The sequence below is a fragment of the Aquimarina sp. MMG016 genome, assembly GCF_018100805.1.
GTDB lineage: Bacteria > Bacteroidota > Bacteroidia > Flavobacteriales > Flavobacteriaceae > Aquimarina.
Genome location: NZ_JAGJEA010000001.1, coordinates 605078 through 628995 on the forward strand (window position 1 = coordinate 605078; position 23918 = coordinate 628995).

Consider the following 23918-nt stretch of genomic DNA (forward strand, 5'->3'; position numbering starts at 1 on the left):
TTACGAATGAAAAATACAATTTTACGTTACGGAGTTTATAGTGCCATTACTATTGTTCTATTGGCCTTAGGAGGATGGTTTTTAGGAAAAAACCTCGACTATTCCATTCAGGAAGTTATTGGATACACAAGCATGGTGGTATCCTTACTTTTTGTGTTCTTTGGGATAAAGCACTTTAGAGATAAAGAGAATAATGGTGTTGTTTCTTTTGGAAAAGCTTTGCTCATCGGAGTTTTAATATCTTTGATAGCGGCTTTGGCCTTTGGGATACTTGATGTGGTTTATATCAAATATATCAATCCGGATTTTACCACAGAATATTATGCACATTATGTTGAAGAAATGAAAAACTCACTTCCCGCCGCAGAATTTGAAACTAAGTTAGCAGAACTAGAAGCTCAAAAAGAGCTGTTTTCTAATCCTATAATGAGTTTTTTATTAATGTCTTTTACAGTTTTAATCATCGGATTTATAATTTCATTAATTTCAGCATTAATCTTACAGCGTAAACCAATAGCAGCCTAATCAAATAAATTATAAACAACTGAATACTATGCAATACGAAGCCAAAACACCCGACGAATATATAAAAGCTATTCCTGAGGAACGCCAAGCGGTGATGAGTGAGCTTAGAAAAGTAATTAAAGACAATCTCCCTAAAGGTTTTTCTGAAGAGATTAATTATAAAATGATAGGTTATGTGGTTCCACATACGTTGTATCCAGATGGGTATCATTGTGATCCAAAGCTGCCACTACCTTTTATGAATATTGCTTCACAAAAGAACTTTATTGCCGTGTATCATAGCGGTATTTATGCGGATAAGGAATTGATGGATTGGTTCGTAGGAGAGTATCCTAAATATGTAAAAACTAAACTGGATATGGGTAAAAGTTGTATTCGGTTTAAAAAAATAGATCAGATTCCTATGAAACTTATTGGTGAATTAGCTTCAAAAATAACAGTCGAAGAATGGATCAATATTTATGAAAGCAATGTAAAAAAGAAATAAAATAGGTTCCTTTTTTAAGGGAATAATAAAATAAATTTATCAATGAAAAATAGAGTAACCGGATTAGGAGGTTTTTTCTTTAAAACCAAAGATCCAAAAGCAACAAAGGAATGGTATGGCAAGCATCTTGGCCTACCGGTAGATGATTATGGATGTACTTTTTGGTGGAAAGACAAAAAGGGGAATGATTGTTCTACACAATGGAGTCCATTTAAGGATGACACAACATATTTCGCTCCTAGTAAGAAAGAATTTATGATGAATTTCCGAGTAGAAAATCTAGTCGAATTACTGGACGTTCTGAAAAAAGAGGGAGTTACTGTTGTTGGTGAGATTGAGGAATACGAATATGGTAAATTTGGATGGATAGTTGATCCTGAAGGCAATAAAATTGAACTTTGGGAACCAATAGACAAAGCTTTCATGTAAAAAGAAAAAGCCAGCAAAAGCTGGCTTTTATGTCACTTGTACCTATATCATATTAAATGGTAGTAGCAGGTTCTCCTTCAAGTTTTGGATCTGGACCATATTCATTATCGCCTTTATCACCTTCTGTTACATATAACACCAGAAGCCAAATACCGCCGATAAGCGGAATAAGGCCTACCAATATCATCCAGCCACTTTTCCCTGTGTCATGCAGCCTTCTTACCGCTACAGCCAAACCAGGAACTAACACTCCTAATGCATATATCACGTACAAAATCCCAAAAACAGAAGCTAGAGCATTAATCTCCATAAATAGAAAAACCATTGCAAGAACATATAGACCAAGTATTATCAAAACATTGAATAAGGTAAACATCCAATATTCCTTTCTTCTTGCTCTACCTTCGAAGTTTGCATAATTTTCTTTTAAAACCTTTAAATACCAATTCATATTATAAATTTATCTAGTTAGTATGTTTCAAATATAAAAATAAATTTGGCTTATTAAAATTTGATTTATCATAGATACAAAAGATAGTATGCTTTATTAAATATGATAAGGTGTTAAAAGCCTCATCCTTTTATTATATTTTTTCGTAATTTTCTACCAACTAATAAATCATTTTAAACAATATGAGTGAAGAAAACAACAGTCTAGGGGACGACATCAAAAAAGGCGCCGAAGAAGCTGCAGAAAGTATAAAAGAGTCAGCAAAAGAATTTACTGAAGAAGCTAAAGAAATAATCAATTCACAAGACAACAAAAAAATACTTGTTGGCGTATTGGCGATTATTTTTGGATGGTTAGGAGTCCACAAATTTATTTTGGGGTATAATAAAGAAGGAGTAATAATGCTAATCTTAGGAATTGCAGGATTTTTTACCTGTGGAATTACCTCAGGAATTTCGGGGGTTGTTGGTTTAATTGAGGGTATTATGTATCTAACCAAATCAGATGATGAATTCCATCAAACATACCAGGTAGGTAAAAAACCTTGGTTCTAAAAATAGTTTAAAAGTCAGAAAATTATCCTCTGACTTTTTTATTTCGTTTTAATATCGTAATATTGCGATATACAAATATTAATTATGGGTATTACCAAAACACAAATTTTTAATCAAAAACAAAATGAGTTGGCTCAGTTTTTTAAAATCCTTGGTCATCCAGCACGTATTGCAATCCTTCAATACATTAGTAAACAGAACGCCTGTATTTGCAATGATTTGGTAGAAGAAATTGGTCTTGCACAAGCTACAATATCTCAACATCTCAAAGAATTAAAAAGCATAGGATTAATTACAGGCGAAATCGAAGGTAAAAGCATGTGCTACTGTATTGATATCGATCGCTGGAACTCCTTACAAGAAAACTTAAACTCATTTTTTAATACAACCAAAAATAATTGTTGTTAAATCAACCTAAATAACAAAACTATGAATACATCAGATTTTATAACATTGTTAGCAGAACATCAAGGCAAATCATTATTGTTCGAATATGCGCCTGGAATGTTAGTAGGAACTAATTATCATATTACAGAGGTAAAACACATCACCGTGGATGCGGTTGATTGTGGTGCAGGAACCGACTCCTGGAAAGAAACCGTGATCCAACTTTGGGAAAGCCCTAGTGAATTAGGAAAATCAAATTATATGAGTGCATATAAGGCATTAGGTATACTTAAAAAAGTTGGACAAATGAAAGCATACGAAATGGATGCTCCAGTAAAAATTGAATATGGTAATGCCATGTTTCATACTGCGCAACTACACGTTACTGGTTTTGGAACCAAGGATGGGCAATTGATTATAAAACTAGCAGTACAACCCACCGACTGTAAAGCAAAGGAAACTTGTGGAGTACCTGAAACCGAAATGACAGAAGCTACTTCTTGTGCTCCCGGAAGCGGTTGTTGTTAAAATGAATAATAATATCCAAATACAATCATTTACCGAATCAGATTGGGATGAAATTGCCAAAATCTATAAAGAAGGTATTGAAACTGGCAGAGCTACTTTTGAAACTAAAGTCCCCGCTTGGGCACAATGGAATGCTTCTCACATAACATCTTGTAGGTTAAAAGCTAGTATTGTTGGGGATAAAATTGTTGGCTGGGCAGCTTTATCCCCTACTTCAAAACGAGAAGTATACAAAGGTGTAGCAGAAGTTAGCATTTATATAACACCAAAACATCAAAATATTGGTCTTGGTAAACTACTTTTGTCTAGATTGATAGAAGAAAGTGAAACCTGTGGTTTCTGGACTTTGCAAGCTGGGATTTTTAGTAACAATCTACCCAGTATCGCATTGCATAAATCCTTAGGTTTTCGTGAAATCGGATATCGGGAAAAAATTGGAAAGTTACACGGTATTTGGTATGATAATACTATTTTAGAACGAAGAAGTAAAACCATTTTATAACCACAAAAATCTTATTTATGAATATTTTAGTGCTTTGTACAGGAAACTCTTGTAGAAGTCAAATGGCAGAAGGTTATCTGAAACATTTTGCAAAAGACAATGCAGCCATTTATAGTGCTGGTGTAGAAACTCATGGAGTAAATCCCAGAGCAATCTCTATTATGAAAGAAGACGGAATTGATATTTCTAATCACACCTCTAATAACCTTGAAGAATACCTAGACATTAACTTTGATTATATCCTTACGGTTTGTGATAACGCTAAAGAAAGATGCCCTTTCTTTCCTGGTAAGGCAAAAAGACTACATTATAATTTCTTTGATCCTTCTAAAGTAGAAGATACGGAAGAAGAAATCCACCAGGCTTTTACCAAAACCAGAAATCAGATTAAAGAATATTGTAAGGGCTTTGTGGAAAGAGAAGTGTTAAAAACTGTTTCTTAACAACCTTAAAATAATAAATCCCAAATACTATACTAATCCATACTATTTTCAAAATTAGTATTGGGGGTTTATATTTGAATTTCCCAGATTAAATCTGGTTTACTTTACTTATCTCCATTTTTAAAATATCTCTGCTCTAATTCGGCCTGGAATTCTTCCATAACTGGTTTTACAGTACTTTCAGGTAAATCGGCTATTCTGATATACATTAATCCATCAACTGCATTGTTAAACAAAGGATCAACGTTAAAGGCTACTACTTTAGCATTTTGTTTAATGTACTTCTTAATCAATACCGGAATACGAAGACTTCCCGGTTCTACCTCATCAATGATTTTATCAAATTTATTAAGATCACTTTTGCTTTCGTCAAAAACAAAATCCTTATCAGCATCTTTCAGCTTCACTTTAAATTCTTTCTTAGGTCTTACATATTGAGCAACATAAGGATCATAGTAATGAGATTTCATAAACTCGATCATTAAAGACTTAGAGAAATTGCTAAACTTATTACTAATACTTACTCCTCCAATAAGGTATTTATGTTCTGGAAAACGAAGCGTACAATGTACTATTCCCTTCCAAAGTAAAAATAAAGGCATTGGTCTCTGCTGATATTCTTTTATAATAAAAGCTCTACCCATCTCTATAGATTGGCTCATCATTTTATGCAATTCAGGCTCAAACCTGAATAGATCCTGAAGATAAAATCCATCAATTCCTAAATCGGAATAAATTTTGGAGCCCATCCCCATACGATATGCCCCGACTAATTTCTTTGCCTTGTTATCCCAAAGAAACATATGATGATAGTAATCATCAAAAGGGTCCAGATCTATAGAATTATTCGTTCCTTCACCAATTGCTCTAAAGGTTATCTCTCGCAGTCTTCCTATTTCATGAACCACATGAGGGATGATTTTTTTTTGAGCCAAAAAAACCTCGTAATTTTTACTATATAATAATCGCTTATCATTATCCCTACAATATTGCAGTTCTGATTCTATAGCGTTAATATTACCTTCTAATGCAATCTGTTTAGGAGATTTAGGTAATTTAAGATTCTGAGGAATAGATTCTCTTAATGTCTTTTTCTCATAAGGATTTGCCAACATATACGTTTTCTTCCTTAAGAAGTTTGTAAAGTCTTCTATGTTGGTATATTCTTCTTGATCTTTGACCGAAACGGGGTTACCTATCCGAACTTTAATAACTCGATTTTCTTGAGAAAAAAGTTCACTAGGTAATTTAGCTGTTCGCAATGTATCATTCATTGCTGCTAGTCTATAAAAAAGTCTACTATTACGAGCATGAAAATATATTGGTATAACTGGGACCTTAGCTTTTTTTACTAGTCTCATAGCTCCTGGTTCCCATGGCTTATCGACATAATTTTGTCCTTGTTTAAGTGTAGATACCTCACCAGCAGGAAAAATACCTAACGGGTGCCCTTCTTTAAGATGCAAAATAGCTTCTTTAATTCCCTTAAGACTGGATTTTGCTTCCTTTCTGTCTTCAAAAGGATTAACAGGCATTATGTAAGGTTTTAAAGGAGCAAAATTATGAAGTAAAAAATTAGCTATAATTTTATAATCCGTTCGATGTTCAAGCATCAGTTTTAATAAAAGCACTCCGTCCAAACCTCCAAGAGGGTGATTAGATAATGTAATAAAAGCACCATCCTTTGGTAATCTTTTAAGGTCTTCAGGAGGAATCTCAAAAGAGACTTTATATAAATCAAGAACTGCCTTTACAAAATCAGCACCATCTAAATGACTTATCTTGTCATAATGACGGTTTACTTTAGATAATCTGGTCGTTTTAAGAATAAGCCACCCAATAAAGGTACCTATAAAACCAAGTTTATCTAATTTGAGCCCCGTGGCTACCTCTCTTGCTGTGACTATGGGCATTAATTATAATTTGAGCTAACTGCAAATATAGCAAAATCATTCAATTATTTTTTTTATTCTTTAGCTACCATTTGATATGTCTCTCTAGTAATTTGTTTTAAAAGAATATCCTTATTTTGTTCTAAAGATTGAATTGCTTCATCCGTAAAATGTCTAATGGTGTACAAAGACACATTTTTATTGTATGTCACTCTGAATTTTGCCTTCAGCTGAACTAACAATTGATCAAAATGATCAAACTTATCATCCAAGCATACCGAAAAGCTAATTGCAGAATTTTGGATCAGATCTACCTTGAGGTGATGTTTATGAAAAAGGCTAAAAACTTCACTAATGTTGTCTTCAACAATAAATGAGAAATCTAGGGATGAAAGAGACAATAACACTTGTTTTTTCTTAACAATATAACATGGGATATATGGATCTAAAGGCTGCCCTTTTTTTACTGAAGTGCCTTCATTTAAAGGATCTATAAATGATTTTACATGTAAAGGAATTTCTTTGCGTTGTAGCGGCTGAATAGTTTTAGGGTGAATTACTGAAGCCCCAAAAAAGGCAAGTTCGATAGCTTCTTCGTAAGAAACATGAAATAATAATTGTGTTTGATCAAAAACTCTAGGATCAGCATTCAATACTCCGGGAACATCTTTCCAGATACTTACGCTATCCGCATTAATGCAATATGCAAAAATTCCTGCCGTATAGTCACTACCTTCTCTTCCCAGGGTAGTTGTAAAATTATTAGAATCAGCACCTATAAACCCCTGGGTTATACTCAACGCTTTTTTATTAATTTTTTTAGTAATATTAGATTGTGTAACCTCCCAATCCACTTCAGCATCACGGTATGCGTTATCTGTCTTAATAAAATCCCGAGCATCTAACCATTCATTATGTAATCCTTGATCATTAAGATATTCACTAACGATTGTTGTCGAAATCAGTTCTCCGTAACTAACCACTTGATCATAGATATAATCGTATTGAGTAGATTTATTTCGATCCAGCGTAGTATTAAAATCTTCGAACAACTTTTTTATCTTATCAAAGACCGGGTGTTGTTTATTTGAAAATAACTCTTCTAAAATTTCCTGATGATATATTTTAATAGAATTAATCGAAAAAACAAGTTCATCAGAGTTATCTACATAATGATCTACTACCTTTTCAAAAGCATTAGTCATCTTACCCATAGCAGAAACGATAACCACAAGATCAGAATGCCCCACTTCTTGTAAAACTCTTACTAAATTCCTTACCCCTTTTGCATCTTTTACTGATGCTCCCCCAAATTTAAAGACCCTCATTCTTAAAATTTTATTTTTTAAAGGTTATAGTTTGGATACAAAAGTATTTAGGTTTTCCTGATCCATCTGTGCTAGATACCAATCTTTTAACAGTGTAGCTCCGCTTTTTTCATAAAAATCGATTGCATTTTTATTCCAATCTAAGACCACCCACTCTACTCTTCTTACCCCTTTGGACTTAGCATATTTCATAACTTCTGCGTATAAAGCGCTTCCTAAACCAGTTCCTCGCATAGATTCCTTAACAATAAGATCTTCTAAATGAACAGAACGTCCTTTCCAGGTTGAAAAACGGTAATAAACCAGTGCAATCCCTACAATCTCTTGATTTACTTCTGCCACAAAACAATGGAAAAGAGGATTTTCTCCAAAACCTTCTTTAATAAGCTCGTCTACAGTAACTTCTACCGCATCTGGCTCTTTTTCAAAGGTAGCAAGTTCTTGTATCAGTTCCAGAACCTGAGTCATATCTTGCTGTACAGCATCTCTGATTTTATAATCCATATCTAAAGTTTATCAAATCTATAAAATATGAACTAGAAATAGGTTAATTTCCTAATGTTATCATTTACATGCTTATGTTTTTATAATTCGAAAAGGATAAAATAATTTAAACTTCCGAAAACGTTATAGTTATCTAAAAAATAATATTTTTGCACCAAATCAAATTCACCATAAATGACAAGAAAGAATCAAACCTTAGGAGAATTTATCATTGAGAATCAAAAAGATTTTCCTTATGCCAGCGGAGAGCTTTCTCGCTTAATCAATTCAATTCGTTTAGCTGCAAAAATGGTGAATCACGAGGTAAACAAAGCAGGTCTGGTAGATATTACTGGTGCTATTGGAGAAACCAACGTACAAGGTGAGGATCAACAAAAACTAGATGTACTTGCTAATGAAACGTTTATCAACACATTGACAAACAGAGAAATTGTTTGTGGTATCGCTTCTGAAGAAAATGATGATTTTATAACGATCAAAGGTCAAAAAAATGATCATCGTAACAATTATGTGGTTTTAATGGATCCCCTTGATGGCAGCTCTAATATAGATGTTAATGTTTCTGTTGGTACTATATTTTCAATTTATCGCAGAGTTACTCCTACTGGGACTCCGGTTACCATAGAGGATTTTCTACAGCCAGGCAACCTTCAGGTTGCTGCTGGTTATATTATTTATGGTACGTCTACAATGTTAGTATATACAACTGGTCATGGAGTAAATGGTTTTACACTTAACCCTGCTCTGGGAACCTATTATTTATCACACCCTAATATGAAATTTCCCGAAGATGGTAATATCTACTCAGTTAATGAAGGAAATTACATTCATTTTCCGCAAGGAATCAAAGATTATATCAAATACTGTCAAGAAGAAAAAGAAGATCGACCATATACATCCAGATATATTGGTTCTCTTGTAAGTGATATTCATCGTAATATGATAAAAGGAGGTATTTATATGTATCCTAGTACTTCTAAATCACCAAACGGAAAGCTACGTTTGCTATACGAGTGTAATCCAATGGCATTTATAGCTGAACAGGCAGGTGGTAAAGCCAGTGACGGTTATCGTCGTATTATGGATATCAAACCATCAGAATTACACGAGCGTACACCTTTTATTTGCGGAAGTAAAAATATGGTAGAAAAAGTAGAGTCTTTTATGGAATAATACAAGAAGTCTAAGATCTCACTTTTTGAACTATTAGTTGTATATTTACTTCTTAATAACATTATACCCCACAATTTTAAAGCTAAACTTCATCTAAATCTATTGAAAAATTAAGATTTTGGTCTGATAATATACTTTATTAGCTGTCAATCTCTTGTTTTCGACATTTTTGTGTTAATTTTAAAAAAGAACTAAATAATTGTCCAAAATGGCTAAAGAAAATAAAGCTGTTGAAGAAACGACTACTAATGATCCTTCTTCAAAAATTGAAGCAATCAAGAATCTTATATTTGGAGAGAATATTGCTGCATATAATTCTGAGTTTGAAAAAGTAAAAAAAGATATAGCATCCAAGAAGAAAGAACTAGAAGATTATATCGAAGATACTCGTACTGCACTAAATCAGGCAATTGACAATCTGAGTACAGATATTAATATTAGAATTACTGAATTAGAGGATAACCTAGCTGATAAGGCCGATACTCTAGACGCTAAAAAAGTAGATAAAAAGACTTTAGGAGATCTTTTGATTTCTCTTGGCGAAAAAATTAGTCAGAAGTAATCCAATCATCCAAAATCATGGAAGAGCAGGATAAACTTAAGATTCTTAAAGATCTTCTTCTCACAGAGGAAAAAGAGTATGCGGATTCCATTGCCAAAAAACTTGAGGATTTAAGCAAGATTGTACATCAGAAACAGGAACTTTCTCATAAAGTAGATCCAATTATTGATGATAAACTTGAAGAATTCGTTCAGGAAATACCTAAAACCTTAGGTCCTACTATTACCGAAGCCTTAAAAGAAGAGATTAAAAATTCTCAGGACGCTGTGGTCGAAGCATTATTTCCTATCATTGGTAAGATGATTAAAAAATATATCGCTCATGAAATGAAGCTATTGAGCGAGAATATTAGCAAACAAACTCGAAAAGCATTCTCTTTTAAAAATTGGTTTCGCAAAACTAAAGCAAGAGCACAAGGTGTCAGCGAAGGAGATTTGGCAATAACAGATTATGCTAAACCCCGATTGATGCAAATGTTCGTGATTGAAAAAAATTCAGGAATCTTAATTGCTGATTACAGCCCATTATCAGATAACACCATTGACAAAGAAATGATAGCCGGAATGCTTACCGCTATTAAAAGTTTTGTAGAAGATGCTTTTCAAGGAGGTGATCAAAATTTAGAAACTATTGAATATGAATTATACACAATACATGTTCAGAATTTTTATTCGTATTATATTGCAGCCGTAATCTCTGGTGCATATAGCATGATGTTTAAAGAAGTTTTGGAAGATCAAATTATTGATTTTGCTCAGCATCATATTTCTACTAGAGATCTAGAAAACAGTTCACTTTTTACAAAAAAATTAAAAAAACATTTTACTGATGACATTGTCTAAAAAAGTAGTGCTTATTGGACACTTCGGTGTAGGAAAAACGTCTTTGTTTAGACGTTTTATTGACAACGAATTTTCTGAAGATTACAAAGTAACTTTAGGCGTACAAATAAAAAAGAAAGTAGTTACATTGCCAGATGGAAGAGAATTATCCATGATCATTTGGGATACAGAGGGGCACTCAGACACTGTGCAAGACACAAGGAAATCATATCTATTAGGCTCTCATGCTTTTATTTATGTATTTGACCTTACAAGACCGGACACCTACATAAATCTTAAACGAGATATTGATTATTTATCCAAGGAATATAAAAAAGTAACCATAAAAGTTATTGGAAACAAACTAGATCTTGTAAATGAAAAAGAAGCGATCACCAATCTCAAAGAAAATGAAGTGCCATTTAATTGCTTGACAAGTGCCAAAACTAATAAAAACGTTCAGGATTTCTTTTTAGATCTAGCAGAGGAAATAACAAAATAGAATAATGAAGGATCAAAAAGACAAGCTTCAATTTAACCCACAGGTTCAGATTACTAAAATTTCTTATGAGGGAGTAATTCAGGAAACTGACCACAATCTTTTTAACTGGAAAAAAGGCACATCTATTTATGATGCACATCCTTTTTTCGAAATGTTAATCAGTTTAGAAGAAATTCAAAAAAATGATGAATTGGAGCTAAATTTTCCTTGTATACATATAGAAGAAAAAGAGGTAGAAAAGATATGCGACCTTACAGTAAAACTTGACCCTCAATTAATTGAGATCATTATTTATGATTACACCCATAAATATAAAGATCTAAATCATATTGCTCAACAAAAAAATGAATCAATTCTTCTGGCGAGAGAACTAGAGTTAAAAAACAAATACCTTCTGGAAAAAGAAGAATTTAAGAATAGTTTCATCGCCAATATTAATCATGAAATCAGAACACCACTAACCAGTATTCTAGGGTTTGTAGAGGTATTAGAAAGAACACAATTAAGTTTTGAACAAGAAGAACTGGCCAGAATCATTAAAAGAGAAAGTCTTCATCTTAATACCTTGATTGATGATATGATTGACATCTCTAAAATAGAATCAGGAAAACTAAATCTAGTAGAAGAACGCTTTTCGTTTAAAGAATTGATCAAAGGATTCAAGGAGTCTTATGCAAAGATGGCTAAGGAAAAAAATCTTGTTTTTGAAACCACTTTTGACAGTAATATTCAGGAAATTTTAATTGGAGATAGAACAAGAGTATATCAAATATTGAATAATTTACTCAGTAATGCTTTTAAATTTACTGAAGAAGGTAAAGTTGCTTTTTCGGTTACCAAAAATTATCAACGTACTAATAAATTAAGTTTAAATTTTAGAATTGAAGATACGGGAATAGGAATTCAGGAAGAGAACCTTCCACATTTATTTGAACGTTTTACACGTTTTAATATCGATAAACAAATTTCCGGAACCGGACTTGGTCTAGCTATTGTAAAAAACCTGATTGATGTACTTGGTGGAGAGATCAAAGTAGAAAGCAAACCGGATAAAGGAACTGTTTTTAATATTAAACTTCCTTTTAAATTTGAAATCACTAAAAAAACAACTCCGGAGAAAAAAAAGAAACAATACAAACTTCCCGATACTAAAAAAAAATATAGAATACTGGTTGTAGAAGATGAGGAGATCACACAATATTTAATCATGAAAATATTGATTGCTACAGGTAATTATTTTGTAGATATTGCAATTAATGGTGAAGAAGCGATCAAATATATTGAACGGCGCAAGTATGATTTAGTTTTAATGGATCTTACAGTTTCTAAAGTAGATGGTTATCAAACCACCAAAATGATAAGAAATAATTATGGAGATAAATTTATTTCAGAAATTCCTATTATCGGTTTCTCTGGTAGAGCTGATGAATCGGCTAGAGAAAAATGTATCAGATCCGGAATGAATGATTTTATTGCTAAACCATTTGAGCAAGAAGATCTGCTGTATAAAATTATAAAACAGATAGCAAAAAAAGCTGCCCAATAAATAGGCAGCTTTTTATTATAACTAAAATCAATAATTAATTATCGATTCATATTTTTTATCTCTTCGGCAAAAGTATCTACATCAACTCCTTTATCAACCAAATTAAGGGCTTTATCAACCACATATTTTGCATTATCAGTACTAAAACCAAGGCCTACACTTAGTTTTTCTAATAAAGTCACCTGTTCAACCCCTTTAATATTATCCGCATATACCATTCTAGCCAAATCAAACAACCTCTCTAATCTTCTATCATAACTAGTAGGAGGATTAACTGGATGAGAATTATATTTTTTTAAAATTTCTTTGTAATCATTTTCAGAAATATTGAGATTGCGAGCTAATCGATCCAAAAAGGCTTTTTCCTCATCAGTAATTACTCCATCGCTCATTGCTACTCTAACTATTGCTGCAAAATGATCCTGATTTCGCTTCTGAAACCCACTATCAAATAAATCAGATATTGACATCATGTACTTTTGTTTAATTTGCCGCAAATATAACTAAACTATATACCTTTTAAAATTTATAATTGGTGTTTTTTTCAGCATATCCTTACCACCTAAAAGTGTAATATTAAACTGTACATTGTATCTTTTGTTTTTTTGGAAAAAGTAATTTATAAATCGTATCAAATTTATGCTTTAAGTCTTTAAACTCTTTTTCTTCGATATCGCTTTTAAGCAAACATATTTCTAGGTCTTCCAAAAACACGAAACACTCTGCAAGTTGTAGTTCGGTCAGAGCATATCTTCGAAATATTTTTTTTAACCAATATAGTGAATAAGCATTCAATTGATCGTCTTTGGTTTCTTCAATTAACTGAATAATAGCTTCAGGAGTTTTTTTAGTAACAAAATATAATTTCAATTCATCTATGGATGATATATCACTTTCAAAAAACTCATATAATCTATGAAAATAATTAGAAACTAGTTCAAAATCTTTAGTCTTAAAATATACCTGTCTATTGATCTTCATTATTATATATTACAATGCTCCCTTAGACTTCAACCACTTAATCATAGGGATCGGAATCTTTTTTCTATCCACAGCTCTTAGTGGTTTTGCTTTTGCACCTTTTTTAATTAAAAAATCTGCAATTTCTTTATTACTTTCTTTAATTGCGAATACAAGAGCTGTTTGTCCCGGACCAATTAGACCAAAAGTTTTTGTTTCCATATTTGCTTCGGACTCTATTAATATACTTAACCCTTCTTTTGCGTTATTTTTTGCAGCAAACATAAGGGCAGTCATTCCATTGACTTTATGCTTAGCATCTATTTCCACCTTGTTTTCAATCAGCAGTTGTATGGTTTTAACAGCATTTGTCTCTGCAGCACACATTAATGCGGTTGCAGGCCCTCCAATACTTTTCTCATTATAATAATTTACATCAGCCCCTTTTTTTATTAGTAAATCAATTGCTGCATCCGCATCCAGACGACAAGCACTCATCAAATGAGTTTCTCCAAGAGGGTCTAAAGAATGAACATCTATACTGTCCAGGTTCTTTAATAATTCTTTTATTTTACCGGAAACATCCATAGTTAGTATTTTAGATTACTCAAGATAAAGATAGCTTGCTCCTGCTTCGAAATTATTCAAAAAATATTCTTTAAAGTTTTTCCTCCGAATATCTATATCTTCCCAGGAATCATATGGTGGAGTTGCATCAATACATTCATAAACGAATCTAAAATCTTTCTCAAGAGCAAAAGAATCTTTTTTCCTATCGCTAAACTTATCTTTAAATATTTTACTTACGATTCCTGCTTGATATCCCACATCTCTAGTATAAAACCCCTTTTTCTTTATCAAATCATAATAACTAATTACACTCCAAGGAAAAGACACAAAATCTTCGTGCTTCTGCAAATGATCCAATTTTTCTTTATTTTCAAAAAGCCTTAATTTATCATCATTTCCTGTATTAAAAAGAATAGGAATATCACGTTCATTTTCCGGAAAAGTTTCTTTTTTCCATTGCTCTAATTCTGCAAAAGCATTTTTCTCATACAGCATAATAACGTTTTGAATAATCTTTGCCGTCTTTACTGTCTGAATAAACTTAGCAAAATGATCAAACCCAACATTAAATCTACTCATATCATCCTCAGTAATCACTGTACGTAAACTAGGGAGTGTAGACTCTTTTATTTCCTGTAGCGTTGCTTTGATATGAATAGCCGAATCAAACATTGGATTATTTTTGATAAAAATTTGAAACGTTTTTTAAAAACAGATTTCTATAAATAACTTATTTTTTGGCAAATCACTATTAAGGGATTCTACTATCCTGATTAGATCTTTTTGCAACAGATGTTTCTGAACATAATCAAAAATTAAATGATCATAAACTGAATTAGGCTTATCTTTAATGAGATTGACCAGTTTATCATATTTTTCAGATTGGATCCAATTTTTCATTAGAGTAAAAAGAGAGATTGCTTTTTCAATGGTAACCAGTGAATTTATATTCTTCTTAGGATCCAAGAAATTATAAAAAATTCGTTCGAAAACATCGATATCACCACCGGATTCTTTGCATATGTATAATAGTATTGGATCTGGCATCCATTCATTTGTTAACCATAACCTATCAATCCCATAACAATGGGTAAATCCAGTCTCTAACCAAAGTAATTCTCTAACTACCTCTTTAGAATTAATAGAAAGTATATTGGTAGTAGGTTGACCACCCATTTTAAAAAGTGAATTTATATCCTTATCATTTTCCATAGTATACAATCTATAATCTTTGTCAAAATACGAAACCGAATCGTTAAAAAAGACATAAACTTTACTTTACCACAACAAATTCTGAATATCATTTATAGATCTTTTCTATCTTTTTACCTACCAAAATCAACAAATGCACCATAAGAAGAATTTTTTCGACCTTTCTGAAGATATCACTTATTTAAACGGAGCATATATGTCTCCACAATTAAAATCAGTGACCGAAATAGGTTTGCACTCGGTAACTCGAAAAGCAAGACCTAATGAAATTTTACCTGAAGACTTCTTTAATCAGAGGGAAATTCTCAAACAACGTTTTGCAACCCTAATAGACGCTACGGATTATAAAAACACAGCGATTATTCCTTCGGTTTCTTATGGAATTGCTAATGCCGCTAATAATATTCCGATTAAAAAAGGAAATGAAATTCTGCTTATAGACGAACAATTTCCAAGTAACGTTTATATCTGGAAAGAAATCGCTAAGAAAAACGAAGCAACTATAAAAATCATCAAACCACCAACTTCATTCGAAAATCGAGGTAAAACATGGAATAAAACTATCCTTGAAGCTATAACCAAAAAAACCGCTGTCGTTGCTATGGCTCAGATTCATTGGGCAGATGGAACTTTGTTTGACCTAATAACCATTAGAGAAAAAACCAAAGCTGTCGACGCTATGCTGATTATTGATGGCACACAAAGCGTTGGAGCTTTTCCCTTTTCTATACAACAAATTGAACCAGACGCTTTGATTTGTGGAGGTTACAAATGGTTACTCGGTCCTTATTCTGTGGGAATGGCATATTATAGTGACGCTTTTAATAATGGAACTCCTATAGAACACAACTGGATGAATCGTTATAACAGCGAAGATTTTAATAATCTTACTCAATATGAAGATCGATATCAGGAGAAAGCAGCCAGGTACTCAGTTGGTGAATCTAGCAACTTTGTATTGACACCAATGATGACAAGAGCCATTGAACAATTAATCGAATGGCAACCAAAAAATATTCAGGAATACTGTAAACGTATTTCATCAGATGTAATCAAAAAACTTAGAGATATTGGGTGTTTTATTGAAGATGACAACTATAGAGCACATCATCTTTTTGGAATTTATCTTCCAGATCATATTAATCTAGAGGAGTTAAAAGCCAAGCTAATAAAAGAACAGATTTTTGTATCCTATCGAGGAAATGCGATACGAGTTTCATGCAATGTTTATAATACCGAAGCAGATTTTGAAAAATTAATTGTGCAGTTCATCTAGAAACTCGGTATCTCTTTGTCAGAAATTAGTATTGCACTTATATTTGCCCTAAAATCATTGCTACGTGAGTAAAACCCTAATCACGCAAACCTTTGCACAGTCTCCGCAATTGCAGAAACTGGGGAATGCTATTGCCCAGTCTGAAACAAAAACACATCTGCAAGGACTTATCGGATCCTCATTATCTTTTGTTATCGAAAACGCTTTTCAGAAAGCAGACAAACCTTTTTTATGTGTTTTTAATGATAAAGAAGAAGCGGCTTACTACCTCAACGACCTGGAACAATTATTAGGCGATAAAAATGTATTGTTCTATCCGGGAAGTTATAGAAGGCCTTATCAGATTGAAGAAACGGATAATGCTAATGTGTTGTTACGTGCCGAAGTTTTAAACCGAATCAACTCCAGAAAGAAACCAGCTCTGATTATTACGTATCCTGATGCTTTATTCGAAAAAGTAGTTACACGAAAAGAGCTAGAAAAAAACACACTGAAAATAGCAATTAGTGACACCCTTTCATTAGATTTTGTAAACGAAGTCTTATTCGAATATCATTTCCAAAGAGTTGATTTTGTAACAGAGCCTGGAGAGTTTTCTGTACGTGGTGGGATTGTAGATGTATTTTCGTTTAGTAATGACGAACCGTATCGTATTGAGTTTTTTGGCGATGAAGTAGATAGTATACGGACCTTTGATGTAGAAACACAATTATCTACTGATCAGATCAAGAAGATAACGATCATTCCTAACGTAGAAAATAAAGCGATGCAAGAAACTCGTGAAAGTTTCCTGAAATATATTGCTTCTAAAACTGTAGTTTTTGCCAAAGACATTGATCTCCTTTCTGCTAGAATTGATAAAAACTTTGAAAAAGCTAAAGAAGCCTTCAAAACATTATCAGAAGATATTAAACACGCTACTCCCGAAGAGCTTTTCGCCAATTCTGAATTAATCAAAAAACAGTTGTTAGATTTTACCTTGGTAGAGATTGGCAACCGTCCTTTGACCAAAGCAGATTATGCAATTAAGTTTAACACCAAACCTCAACCATCATTTAACAAACAATTTGATCTACTCATCCGTAATCTGAATGAGAATCATGAGGAAGGCTATAAAAACTATATCTTTTGTGTTAGTGAACAACAAGCCAAACGTTTTCACGATATATTTGATGATGCGGATCTAGATGTAAAACAGTATGAAACCATTGTTTTTTCAGCTTTTCAAGGGTTTATCGATCACAACCACAAGATTGCTTGTTATACCGATCATCAGATTTTTGAACGGTATCACAAGTTTAGTTTGAAGAATGGGTATGCTAAAAAGCAAGCCATTACGCTAAAAGAACTGACGAATCTAGAAGTTGGTGACTATGTAACTCATATCGATCACGGAATAGGAAAATTTGGTGGGCTTCAAAAAATAGATGTAGAAGGTAAAAAACAGGAAGCTATCAAATTGATTTATGGCGAAAGAGATGTTTTGTACCTGAGCATTCATTCATTACACAAGATTTCAAAATATAACGGAAAAGACGGAAAACCCCCGCAGATATATAAACTAGGATCCAAAGCCTGGAAAACGTTAAAGCAGAAAACTAAAGCACGAGTAAAACATATTGCCTTTAACCTGATTCAGTTATATGCGAAACGAAAACTACAGAAAGGATTTCAATACAATCCTGACAGCTACTTACAGCACGAGTTAGAAGCTTCATTTATTTATGAAGATACTCCGGATCAAAGTACCGCTACCGAAGCTGTAAAAGCAGATATGGAAAGTGAACGCCCAATGGACCGACTGGTGTGTGGTGATGTTGGTTTTGGTAAAACCGAAGTAGCCATACGTGCAGCATTCAAAGCAGTGGATAATGGAAAACAAGTAGCCATTTTGGTTCCGACCACAATTTTGGCATTTCAGCACGCAAAAACATTTAGAGAACGACTGAAAGATTTTCCGGTTGTAGTTGATTATGTAAATCGTTTCCGAACAGCAAAACAAAAGAGAGAAACGCTTGAAGATCTTGCTAATGGAAAAGTAGATATTATCATCGGAACTCATCAACTAGTTAATAAAAATGTGAAATTCAAAGACCTTGGATTACTTGTTATTGATGAAGAACAAAAATTTGGAGTTTCTGTAAAAGATAAGTTGAAAACGATCAAAGAAAATGTGGACACACTTACTCTGACAGCAACACCAATTCCGAGAACACTACAATTTAGTTTGATGGCTGCACGTGATTTGTCCACCATCACCACGCCTCCACCCAATCGATATCCAATTGAGACCAATGTGATTAGATTTAGTGAAGAAACTATTCGAGACGCTGTGAGTTACGAGATCCAACGAGGTGGACAGGTGTTTTTTATTCATAATAGAATAGAAAATATTAAAGAAGTTGCGGGAATGATCCAACGGGTTGTACCAGATGCAAAAATTGGGATTGGACACGGACAAATGGAAGGTAAAAAACTAGAAGAGCTGATGCTTTCTTTTATGAATGGAGAGTTTGATGTATTAGTTTCTACCACGATAGTTGAAAGTGGATTAGATGTACCGAATGCGAATACCATTTTTATCAATAATGCCAATAATTTTGGTCTTTCGGATCTACATCAAATGCGTGGTCGAGTTGGTCGAAGTAACAAAAAAGCCTTTTGTTATTTCATTACACCTCCTTATTCTGCTATGACCGATGATGCTAGAAAACGTATCACCGCTTTAGAAATGCATTCTGATCTGGGTAGTGGTTTTAATATTGCCATGAAAGATTTAGAAATTAGAGGTGCCGGAGATTTATTAGGTGGAGAACAAAGTGGATTTATCAATGAAATTGGCTTTGATACCTATCAAAAAATCCTGAACGAGGCAATTGAAGAATTAAAAGAAAACGAATTCGTCGAATTGTATGAAGATGACACCAAGGAAAAAGTATACCTGAAAGATACTCAGATTGACACTGATTTTGAGTTATTGTTTCCTGACGATTATATCAATAACATTACCGAACGGTTGAATTTATACACCGAATTAAATGCAATCAAAGAAGAAAAAGACCTACAAGCTTATGAAAAACGATTGGTAGACCGGTTTGGAGAATTACCGGATCAGGCAATTGATCTATTAAATTCTGTACGTATTAAATGGATTGCAACTTCTATAGGCATCGAAAAAGTCATTATGAAACAAAATAAACTAATCGGTTATTTTATTAGTGATCAGCAATCTAATTTTTATCAAAGTCCTGCTTTTAGCAAAGTGCTACAGTTTGTACAGCAAAATCCTGATAAATGTAAAATGAAAGAAAAACAAACTAGAAACGGATTGAGATTATTACTAACTTTTGAGAATATAAATTCTGTAAATAGCGCTTTAAAAGTGTTGCAACCTCTTAACAAAGTGATCTAAAATAAAAAATGATTATGGTATAGGAATACCCATATTATGGATGCAATAACGGGATCTGGTCGTTTTGGAAAATGACATATCAAATATCCAAGGAATAGCTATTGGTAAGCCAGTCAAAAACAAAAGTCCACAAGATATATACATTTGTCACTAAAATATTGCCATAAGAACTACGTTTATCTTTTTATTCTTTAAAAGAGATTATTTTTATTAAAAATATTTATATACAATCAAACCTCTTAAAACTTTAAAAACTCTAATGAAAACAGGAAGAATTGTTTCAGTATTTTCTATACTTATTACAACATTATTATATATAAGTTGTTCTAAAGAATTAGATGATAATCAAATACTTAAAATCACTGAAATACAAACTGTAAATCCTATAGAAGGAAAAGCAGAAACAGAAGTTATCATCACAGGTACTAATTTTGGAACAGATGTAGATAAAATAAGTTTATTCTTTAATGAAACTGAAGCTGAAATCTCCTCGATTACAGAAACTTCTATAACTACTATAGTCCCCAGAGGTGCATCTACCGGAAAAATAAAAATTATTAAAGATGGAAAAGAAATAGAAGGACCAGAATTTAATTATATTCTTACTCCTGCTCAATTAATTACTATTGCAGGACAAGTAGACGCAGGAGATATTGTAGGACCAATAGAAGAAGCGTCTTTTGATGCCCCAATCGGAATTATTAAAGATTCTCAAGGGACTATCTATATCTCGGACTTTAGAAATAATAAAATTAAAAAAATAGATTCTGATCTTACATCAGTTAGTATTTTGGCAGGTAGTACGGTAGGAAATATGGTTGGTACCGGAACAGAGGCAATGTTTAAGAACCCACGTCTTATAGTTTTTGATACGGATGAAAACATTATTGTTTCGGATCAAGGCAATAATCAAATCAAAAAAATAACACCTGAAGGTACAGTAACTACAATAGCAGGAACAGGAGTTGCTGGTTTTGATAATGGCTTATCGTCTGTTGCTACTTTTCGTAATCCTATGGGAATAGTAGTAGATAATCAGAATAACATTTTTGTTTCTGATTTTAGTAATAATAGTATTCGAAAAATACAAACAGATGGGCAAGTCATTACTATAGCAGGAAGTGGAGCAGCTGGAGATGTTAATGGTGTAGGTACAACAGCACAGTTTAACAATCCAGTAGATATCAGCTTAGACTCTGAAGGTAATATTTATGTTGCAGATTACAGAAATCATAAAATAAAAAAAATAAGTCCTGATGGAACAGTAACTACCGTAGCAGGAAGTGGAATTGCAGGAGATATTGATGGAACCGTTAACGAATCACAGTTTAATTTACCACAAGATGTACTAATAGCTAGTGATGGCACTATTTATATAGCAGATACAATTAATCATAAAATAAAGAAAATTTCTGATGGTATGGTTACTACCATTGCAGGAACCGGAGAATCTGGTAATTTAGATGGTGAAGCTCTTGCTGCTACTTTATTTAACCCTAGAGAATTATTTTTGGATGAAGAAAATGGGGAACTATATATTACCACAGAATATAATATTCGAAAATTAATCCTAGCATTCTAAATATTCAGAAAATCATTTTCCATATATTCTTGGATGTAACATGTATTTCTAACCTCTCTTCGAACTATAATACTTAACGTAAACGTCAGAAATGTAAGTAAGAAATTTAGTTTTATAAAAAGAAGCAGGAATGATTAAAGAAATTGAGATACAAGCAATTTTGAGCACATTTCATCTTAATAAAATTACGCATAAATCAAGAGCCTAAAGTAAAAAACACGTATTGCATTAGATTTGATAGCCTAAGTATACAAATTCGTATATTCACGATAGTCTACTTTAAAAACATGAAACATTTAGGTGTAATTATTCTTTCGATATTCAATTCCATTATATTACTTGGTCAAAATAGCAGTGGTTTGATAGAAAATAAATCTTCCAAAATATATTATGAAACTTTTGGAGAAGGAGAACCCCTATTAATCATTAATGGTGGTCCGGGAATGAATAGTAAAGGGTTTCGGTACATTGCACAATTGCTTTCTAAGAGTAACAAAGCTATAATCTATGATCAACGAGGAACAGGAAATTCAACTGTTAAACTGGTCAATAGTGAAACCATAACTATGGACTTGATGGTAGATGATATAGAAAAACTACGTCAATACTTTCAGCTTAAAGAATGGACCATTTTAGGTCATTCTTTTGGAGGAATATTAGCTTCATACTATGCTTCTAAACATCCCGAAAGTATTAAAAGCCTTATTCTTTCTGCTTCTGGTGGATTAGATCTGGAATTATTGAATTATGTAGGTCAAAACATTGCAGCAAATCTTTCTGAAGATGAAACAAAAAGATTACAAGAATGGACACAAAAAATCAATCAAGGAGATACTACATATCACGCTAGATTAGAAAGAGGAAAAGCATTAGCACCAGCTTATGTGGTTGATAAAAGTTATGTACCAACAATAGCAGAAAGATTAACACAAGGAAATCAAACTATAAATGCATTTGTGTTTCAAGATTTACGCAAAATCAATTATAATTGTACTTATACGTTAAAAACTTTTGACAAACCTGTTTTAATCATTCAAGGTAAACAAGATATTATAGATAAAAAAACAGCTGAAAAAGCACATGAAACTTTTCCTAACTCTAAACTAGTATTGTTGGATGACTGTGGGCACTATGGGTGGTTAGATCAAAAAGAAAAATATTTATATGAAATCCATACCTTTCTAGAAAATCACAATTAAACGAAAACACCGGATATTCCTTGTCTACACTGATTTGACGGGCAAATGTCGGGTCAAAGTCAAGCTAAAAAATTTGAGAGCCTAATTCTGAAAACTAATATTGTATCAGCAAATGAAAACAAATGCTAACGATTCTACCGCGGAGAATTCTAATCGAATTAAAACTAAAAATCAAAGCATCATGAAACAGCCAGAATTAGGACAAAAAATTTCTGAACTTAGAAAATCCAAAGGATTGACGCAGGAAGAACTAGTAGAACAGTGTAATATCAGTGTCAGGACCATACAACGTATCGAAGCCGGAGAAGTAACTCCCCGATCTTATACGGTACGTACCATTCTTGATGTTCTGGATTATGATCTTTCCATCTTAAAACAAGAAGAACATCAAGCAACTACTGAGTTTAAGCAATTACTATTGCTAGATGTAGAAGATACTAAGGAGGCAACCTATCTTATCCAACATCTTAATGCGGCCTGGATATTTGGAATTGTATTTTTTTTCGTGACTATCCCAGAAATGTATGCAGATTTTAGAATCGTAAGTGATAATGAATATGTGTTTAGTAAGCTTACTTATACTATCATAAAATTATTGGTTATTGTATCATACATTTTCTTTTTTAGAGGTATTATCCTCACAGGAAAGTTGTTTCAAAATTATCTTTTAAAGATTTCTGCATTTATAATGATTGTTATGGCTATTGTTTTTTATCTATATGACATTATAGCACTTCATATCGATCTTATTGATCATACCTATATGCTAGTAACAGAATCACTTTGCTTTGGTATTGTTGGAATTTTATTTGGTATTGCATTGTTAAGATTAGGGGGCTCATTACAGATGCTTGGTAAGGTTTCAGGCATACTCGAAATTATTGCTGCTGCAACTTTTCTTACAGTAATACTTGGTTTTATTGGTCTTGGAGCCTGGTCTGCAGCCATTATTGTAGAAATCATTCTATTGTATAAGGTTTCTCAAATGCTTAAGGTAAAGCTTGGAGAGTTAGCTACTTCATAAACCATAAACTTCCTTCATTTATTATAAAAGTATCATTGAATTGGCATTC

At 32.8% G+C, this 23918-nt stretch carries 27 protein-coding genes; 18 read left to right on the forward strand and 9 right to left on the reverse strand.

Features of this window, described 5'->3' with window-relative positions:
* Positions 1-6 precede the first annotated feature (6 nt).
* From J8M14_RS02575 to J8M14_RS02585, 3 genes are read left to right on the forward strand one after another with little or no spacing between them, the layout of a single operon-like run.
* Positions 7-525 carry a DUF4199 domain-containing protein gene (locus J8M14_RS02575; protein ID WP_211072777.1) on the forward strand — a complete coding sequence of 173 codons (519 nt, stop codon included), beginning with the start codon at positions 7-9 and terminating at the stop codon, positions 523-525.
* A gap of 28 nt (positions 526-553) precedes the next feature.
* Positions 554-1012 carry a DUF1801 domain-containing protein gene (locus J8M14_RS02580; RefSeq protein WP_211072778.1) on the forward strand — a complete coding sequence of 153 codons (459 nt, stop codon included), beginning with the start codon at positions 554-556 and terminating at the stop codon, positions 1010-1012.
* A gap of 42 nt (positions 1013-1054) precedes the next feature.
* Positions 1055-1441, forward strand: coding sequence for a VOC family protein (locus tag J8M14_RS02585; protein WP_211072779.1), 387 nt, complete (start codon positions 1055-1057; stop codon positions 1439-1441).
* A gap of 52 nt (positions 1442-1493) precedes the next feature.
* Here J8M14_RS02585 and J8M14_RS02590 read toward each other — a convergent pair whose 3' ends face one another.
* Positions 1494-1892: a DUF805 domain-containing protein gene (locus tag J8M14_RS02590; protein WP_211072780.1), complete on the reverse strand. Its 399-nt coding sequence runs from the start codon at positions 1890-1892 to the stop codon at positions 1494-1496.
* 182 nt (positions 1893-2074) lie between these two features.
* Between J8M14_RS02590 and J8M14_RS02595 the strand changes: the two genes are divergently transcribed.
* The 5 genes from J8M14_RS02595 (at position 2075) to J8M14_RS02615 (ending at position 4306) form a co-directional block, all read left to right on the forward strand.
* Positions 2075-2446 carry a TM2 domain-containing protein gene (locus J8M14_RS02595; RefSeq protein WP_211072781.1) on the forward strand — a complete coding sequence of 124 codons (372 nt, stop codon included), beginning with the start codon at positions 2075-2077 and terminating at the stop codon, positions 2444-2446.
* Between the two features lie 84 nt (positions 2447-2530).
* Positions 2531-2854 carry a metalloregulator ArsR/SmtB family transcription factor gene (locus J8M14_RS02600; RefSeq protein WP_211072782.1) on the forward strand — a complete coding sequence of 108 codons (324 nt, stop codon included), beginning with the start codon at positions 2531-2533 and terminating at the stop codon, positions 2852-2854.
* A gap of 21 nt (positions 2855-2875) precedes the next feature.
* On the forward strand, positions 2876-3361 hold the full coding sequence (locus J8M14_RS02605; RefSeq protein WP_211072783.1) for a DUF6428 family protein: 486 nt from the start codon (positions 2876-2878) through the stop codon (positions 3359-3361).
* Between the two features lies 1 nt (position 3362).
* Complete coding sequence (locus J8M14_RS02610; protein WP_211072784.1) at positions 3363-3863, forward strand: GNAT family N-acetyltransferase; 501 nt, start codon at positions 3363-3365, stop codon at positions 3861-3863.
* A gap of 17 nt (positions 3864-3880) precedes the next feature.
* Positions 3881-4306 (forward strand): arsenate reductase ArsC, encoded by a 426-nt coding sequence (locus tag J8M14_RS02615; protein ID WP_211072785.1) that lies wholly within the window; start codon positions 3881-3883, stop codon positions 4304-4306.
* 104 nt (positions 4307-4410) lie between these two features.
* On the opposite strand, the gene J8M14_RS02620 is transcribed toward J8M14_RS02615, so the two are convergent.
* The 3 genes from J8M14_RS02620 to J8M14_RS02630 are packed head-to-tail and all read right to left on the reverse strand — an operon-like array spanning position 4411 to position 8030.
* Complete coding sequence (locus J8M14_RS02620; RefSeq protein WP_211072786.1) at positions 4411-6219, reverse strand: lysophospholipid acyltransferase family protein; 1809 nt, start codon at positions 6217-6219, stop codon at positions 4411-4413.
* Positions 6220-6272: 53 nt separating this feature from the next.
* Complete coding sequence (locus J8M14_RS02625) at positions 6273-7526, reverse strand: aspartate kinase (protein ID WP_211072787.1); 1254 nt, start codon at positions 7524-7526, stop codon at positions 6273-6275.
* Between the two features lie 24 nt (positions 7527-7550).
* Positions 7551-8030: a GNAT family N-acetyltransferase gene (locus tag J8M14_RS02630; RefSeq protein WP_211072788.1), complete on the reverse strand. Its 480-nt coding sequence runs from the start codon at positions 8028-8030 to the stop codon at positions 7551-7553.
* A gap of 174 nt (positions 8031-8204) precedes the next feature.
* Here J8M14_RS02630 and fbp point away from each other — a divergent pair, with 174 nt between their 5' ends.
* The 5 genes from fbp (at position 8205) to J8M14_RS02655 (ending at position 12634) form a co-directional block, all read left to right on the forward strand.
* A complete protein-coding gene (gene fbp, locus J8M14_RS02635; RefSeq protein ID WP_211072789.1) occupies positions 8205-9203 on the forward strand; it encodes a class 1 fructose-bisphosphatase in 999 nt (332 codons plus the stop codon).
* A 208-nt stretch (positions 9204-9411) separates the two neighbouring features.
* Positions 9412-9765 carry a fructose 1,6-bisphosphatase gene (locus tag J8M14_RS02640; RefSeq protein WP_211072790.1) on the forward strand — a complete coding sequence of 118 codons (354 nt, stop codon included), beginning with the start codon at positions 9412-9414 and terminating at the stop codon, positions 9763-9765.
* A gap of 17 nt (positions 9766-9782) precedes the next feature.
* Positions 9783-10607, forward strand: coding sequence for a cell envelope biogenesis protein OmpA (locus tag J8M14_RS02645; protein ID WP_211072791.1), 825 nt, complete (start codon positions 9783-9785; stop codon positions 10605-10607).
* Positions 10594-11088, forward strand: a complete 495-nt coding sequence (locus tag J8M14_RS02650) for a Rab family GTPase (protein WP_211072792.1) — start codon at positions 10594-10596, stop codon at positions 11086-11088. Before J8M14_RS02645 ends, J8M14_RS02650 begins: the two co-directional genes overlap by 14 nt.
* Before the next feature lie 4 nt (positions 11089-11092).
* Entirely contained in the window at positions 11093-12634 is a 1542-nt protein-coding gene (locus J8M14_RS02655; protein ID WP_211072793.1) for an ATP-binding protein, read from the forward strand.
* Between the two features lie 38 nt (positions 12635-12672).
* Here J8M14_RS02655 and J8M14_RS02660 read toward each other — a convergent pair whose 3' ends face one another.
* The 5 genes from J8M14_RS02660 to J8M14_RS02680 form a co-directional block, all read right to left on the reverse strand.
* The gene (locus J8M14_RS02660) at positions 12673-13104 is read right to left on the reverse strand and encodes a TerB family tellurite resistance protein (RefSeq protein ID WP_211072991.1); all 432 of its coding nucleotides are present in this window, start codon (positions 13102-13104) and stop codon (positions 12673-12675) included.
* A gap of 106 nt (positions 13105-13210) precedes the next feature.
* Entirely contained in the window at positions 13211-13615 is a 405-nt protein-coding gene (locus J8M14_RS02665; RefSeq protein WP_211072794.1) for a hypothetical protein, read from the reverse strand.
* Between the two features lie 9 nt (positions 13616-13624).
* Positions 13625-14182, reverse strand: a complete 558-nt coding sequence (locus tag J8M14_RS02670) for an ankyrin repeat domain-containing protein (protein WP_211072796.1) — start codon at positions 14180-14182, stop codon at positions 13625-13627.
* 15 nt (positions 14183-14197) lie between these two features.
* Complete coding sequence (locus J8M14_RS02675) at positions 14198-14836, reverse strand: hypothetical protein (RefSeq protein WP_211072798.1); 639 nt, start codon at positions 14834-14836, stop codon at positions 14198-14200.
* Between the two features lie 33 nt (positions 14837-14869).
* On the reverse strand, positions 14870-15376 hold the full coding sequence (locus tag J8M14_RS02680) for a hypothetical protein (protein WP_211072800.1): 507 nt from the start codon (positions 15374-15376) through the stop codon (positions 14870-14872).
* A gap of 133 nt (positions 15377-15509) precedes the next feature.
* Between J8M14_RS02680 and J8M14_RS02685 the strand changes: the two genes are divergently transcribed.
* The 5 genes from J8M14_RS02685 to J8M14_RS02705 all read left to right on the forward strand — a co-directional run bounded on the left by J8M14_RS02685 (position 15510) and on the right by J8M14_RS02705 (position 23869).
* Positions 15510-16652, forward strand: coding sequence for an aminotransferase class V-fold PLP-dependent enzyme (locus tag J8M14_RS02685; RefSeq protein WP_211072802.1), 1143 nt, complete (start codon positions 15510-15512; stop codon positions 16650-16652).
* Positions 16653-16716: 64 nt separating this feature from the next.
* A complete protein-coding gene (gene mfd, locus J8M14_RS02690; RefSeq protein WP_211072804.1) occupies positions 16717-20064 on the forward strand; it encodes a transcription-repair coupling factor in 3348 nt (1115 codons plus the stop codon).
* 259 nt (positions 20065-20323) lie between these two features.
* Positions 20324-21646 (forward strand): IPT/TIG domain-containing protein, encoded by a 1323-nt coding sequence (locus J8M14_RS02695; protein ID WP_211072806.1) that lies wholly within the window; start codon positions 20324-20326, stop codon positions 21644-21646.
* Positions 21647-21933: 287 nt separating this feature from the next.
* Positions 21934-22845, forward strand: coding sequence for an alpha/beta hydrolase (locus tag J8M14_RS02700; protein ID WP_211072808.1), 912 nt, complete (start codon positions 21934-21936; stop codon positions 22843-22845).
* A 112-nt stretch (positions 22846-22957) separates the two neighbouring features.
* A complete protein-coding gene (locus J8M14_RS02705; protein ID WP_211072810.1) occupies positions 22958-23869 on the forward strand; it encodes a helix-turn-helix transcriptional regulator in 912 nt (303 codons plus the stop codon).
* Positions 23870-23918 lie beyond the last annotated feature (49 nt).

Excerpts from the sequence above, each read along its gene's own strand:
- J8M14_RS02575 (WP_211072777.1), top strand. The coding sequence starts at position 7 with ATGAAAAATACAATTTTACGTTACGGAGTTTATAGTGCCATTACTATT.
- J8M14_RS02580 (WP_211072778.1), top strand. The coding sequence starts at position 554 with ATGCAATACGAAGCCAAAACACCCGACGAATATATAAAAGCTATTCCT.
- J8M14_RS02585 (WP_211072779.1), top strand. The coding sequence starts at position 1,055 with ATGAAAAATAGAGTAACCGGATTAGGAGGTTTTTTCTTTAAAACCAAA.
- J8M14_RS02590 (WP_211072780.1), bottom strand. The coding sequence starts at position 1,892 with ATGAATTGGTATTTAAAGGTTTTAAAAGAAAATTATGCAAACTTCGAA.
- J8M14_RS02595 (WP_211072781.1), top strand. The coding sequence starts at position 2,075 with ATGAGTGAAGAAAACAACAGTCTAGGGGACGACATCAAAAAAGGCGCC.
- J8M14_RS02600 (WP_211072782.1), top strand. The coding sequence starts at position 2,531 with ATGGGTATTACCAAAACACAAATTTTTAATCAAAAACAAAATGAGTTG.
- J8M14_RS02605 (WP_211072783.1), top strand. The coding sequence starts at position 2,876 with ATGAATACATCAGATTTTATAACATTGTTAGCAGAACATCAAGGCAAA.
- J8M14_RS02610 (WP_211072784.1), top strand. The coding sequence starts at position 3,363 with ATGAATAATAATATCCAAATACAATCATTTACCGAATCAGATTGGGAT.
- J8M14_RS02615 (WP_211072785.1), top strand. The coding sequence starts at position 3,881 with ATGAATATTTTAGTGCTTTGTACAGGAAACTCTTGTAGAAGTCAAATG.
- J8M14_RS02620 (WP_211072786.1), bottom strand. The coding sequence starts at position 6,219 with ATGCCCATAGTCACAGCAAGAGAGGTAGCCACGGGGCTCAAATTAGAT.
- J8M14_RS02625 (WP_211072787.1), bottom strand. The coding sequence starts at position 7,526 with ATGAGGGTCTTTAAATTTGGGGGAGCATCAGTAAAAGATGCAAAAGGG.
- J8M14_RS02630 (WP_211072788.1), bottom strand. The coding sequence starts at position 8,030 with ATGGATTATAAAATCAGAGATGCTGTACAGCAAGATATGACTCAGGTT.
- fbp (WP_211072789.1), top strand. The coding sequence starts at position 8,205 with ATGACAAGAAAGAATCAAACCTTAGGAGAATTTATCATTGAGAATCAA.
- J8M14_RS02640 (WP_211072790.1), top strand. The coding sequence starts at position 9,412 with ATGGCTAAAGAAAATAAAGCTGTTGAAGAAACGACTACTAATGATCCT.
- J8M14_RS02645 (WP_211072791.1), top strand. The coding sequence starts at position 9,783 with ATGGAAGAGCAGGATAAACTTAAGATTCTTAAAGATCTTCTTCTCACA.
- J8M14_RS02650 (WP_211072792.1), top strand. The coding sequence starts at position 10,594 with ATGACATTGTCTAAAAAAGTAGTGCTTATTGGACACTTCGGTGTAGGA.
- J8M14_RS02655 (WP_211072793.1), top strand. The coding sequence starts at position 11,093 with ATGAAGGATCAAAAAGACAAGCTTCAATTTAACCCACAGGTTCAGATT.
- J8M14_RS02660 (WP_211072991.1), bottom strand. The coding sequence starts at position 13,104 with ATGTCAATATCTGATTTATTTGATAGTGGGTTTCAGAAGCGAAATCAG.
- J8M14_RS02665 (WP_211072794.1), bottom strand. The coding sequence starts at position 13,615 with ATGAAGATCAATAGACAGGTATATTTTAAGACTAAAGATTTTGAACTA.
- J8M14_RS02670 (WP_211072796.1), bottom strand. The coding sequence starts at position 14,182 with ATGGATGTTTCCGGTAAAATAAAAGAATTATTAAAGAACCTGGACAGT.
- J8M14_RS02675 (WP_211072798.1), bottom strand. The coding sequence starts at position 14,836 with ATGTTTGATTCGGCTATTCATATCAAAGCAACGCTACAGGAAATAAAA.
- J8M14_RS02680 (WP_211072800.1), bottom strand. The coding sequence starts at position 15,376 with ATGGAAAATGATAAGGATATAAATTCACTTTTTAAAATGGGTGGTCAA.
- J8M14_RS02685 (WP_211072802.1), top strand. The coding sequence starts at position 15,510 with ATGCACCATAAGAAGAATTTTTTCGACCTTTCTGAAGATATCACTTAT.
- J8M14_RS02695 (WP_211072806.1), top strand. The coding sequence starts at position 20,324 with ATGAAAACAGGAAGAATTGTTTCAGTATTTTCTATACTTATTACAACA.
- J8M14_RS02700 (WP_211072808.1), top strand. The coding sequence starts at position 21,934 with ATGAAACATTTAGGTGTAATTATTCTTTCGATATTCAATTCCATTATA.
- J8M14_RS02705 (WP_211072810.1), top strand. The coding sequence starts at position 22,958 with ATGAAAACAAATGCTAACGATTCTACCGCGGAGAATTCTAATCGAATT.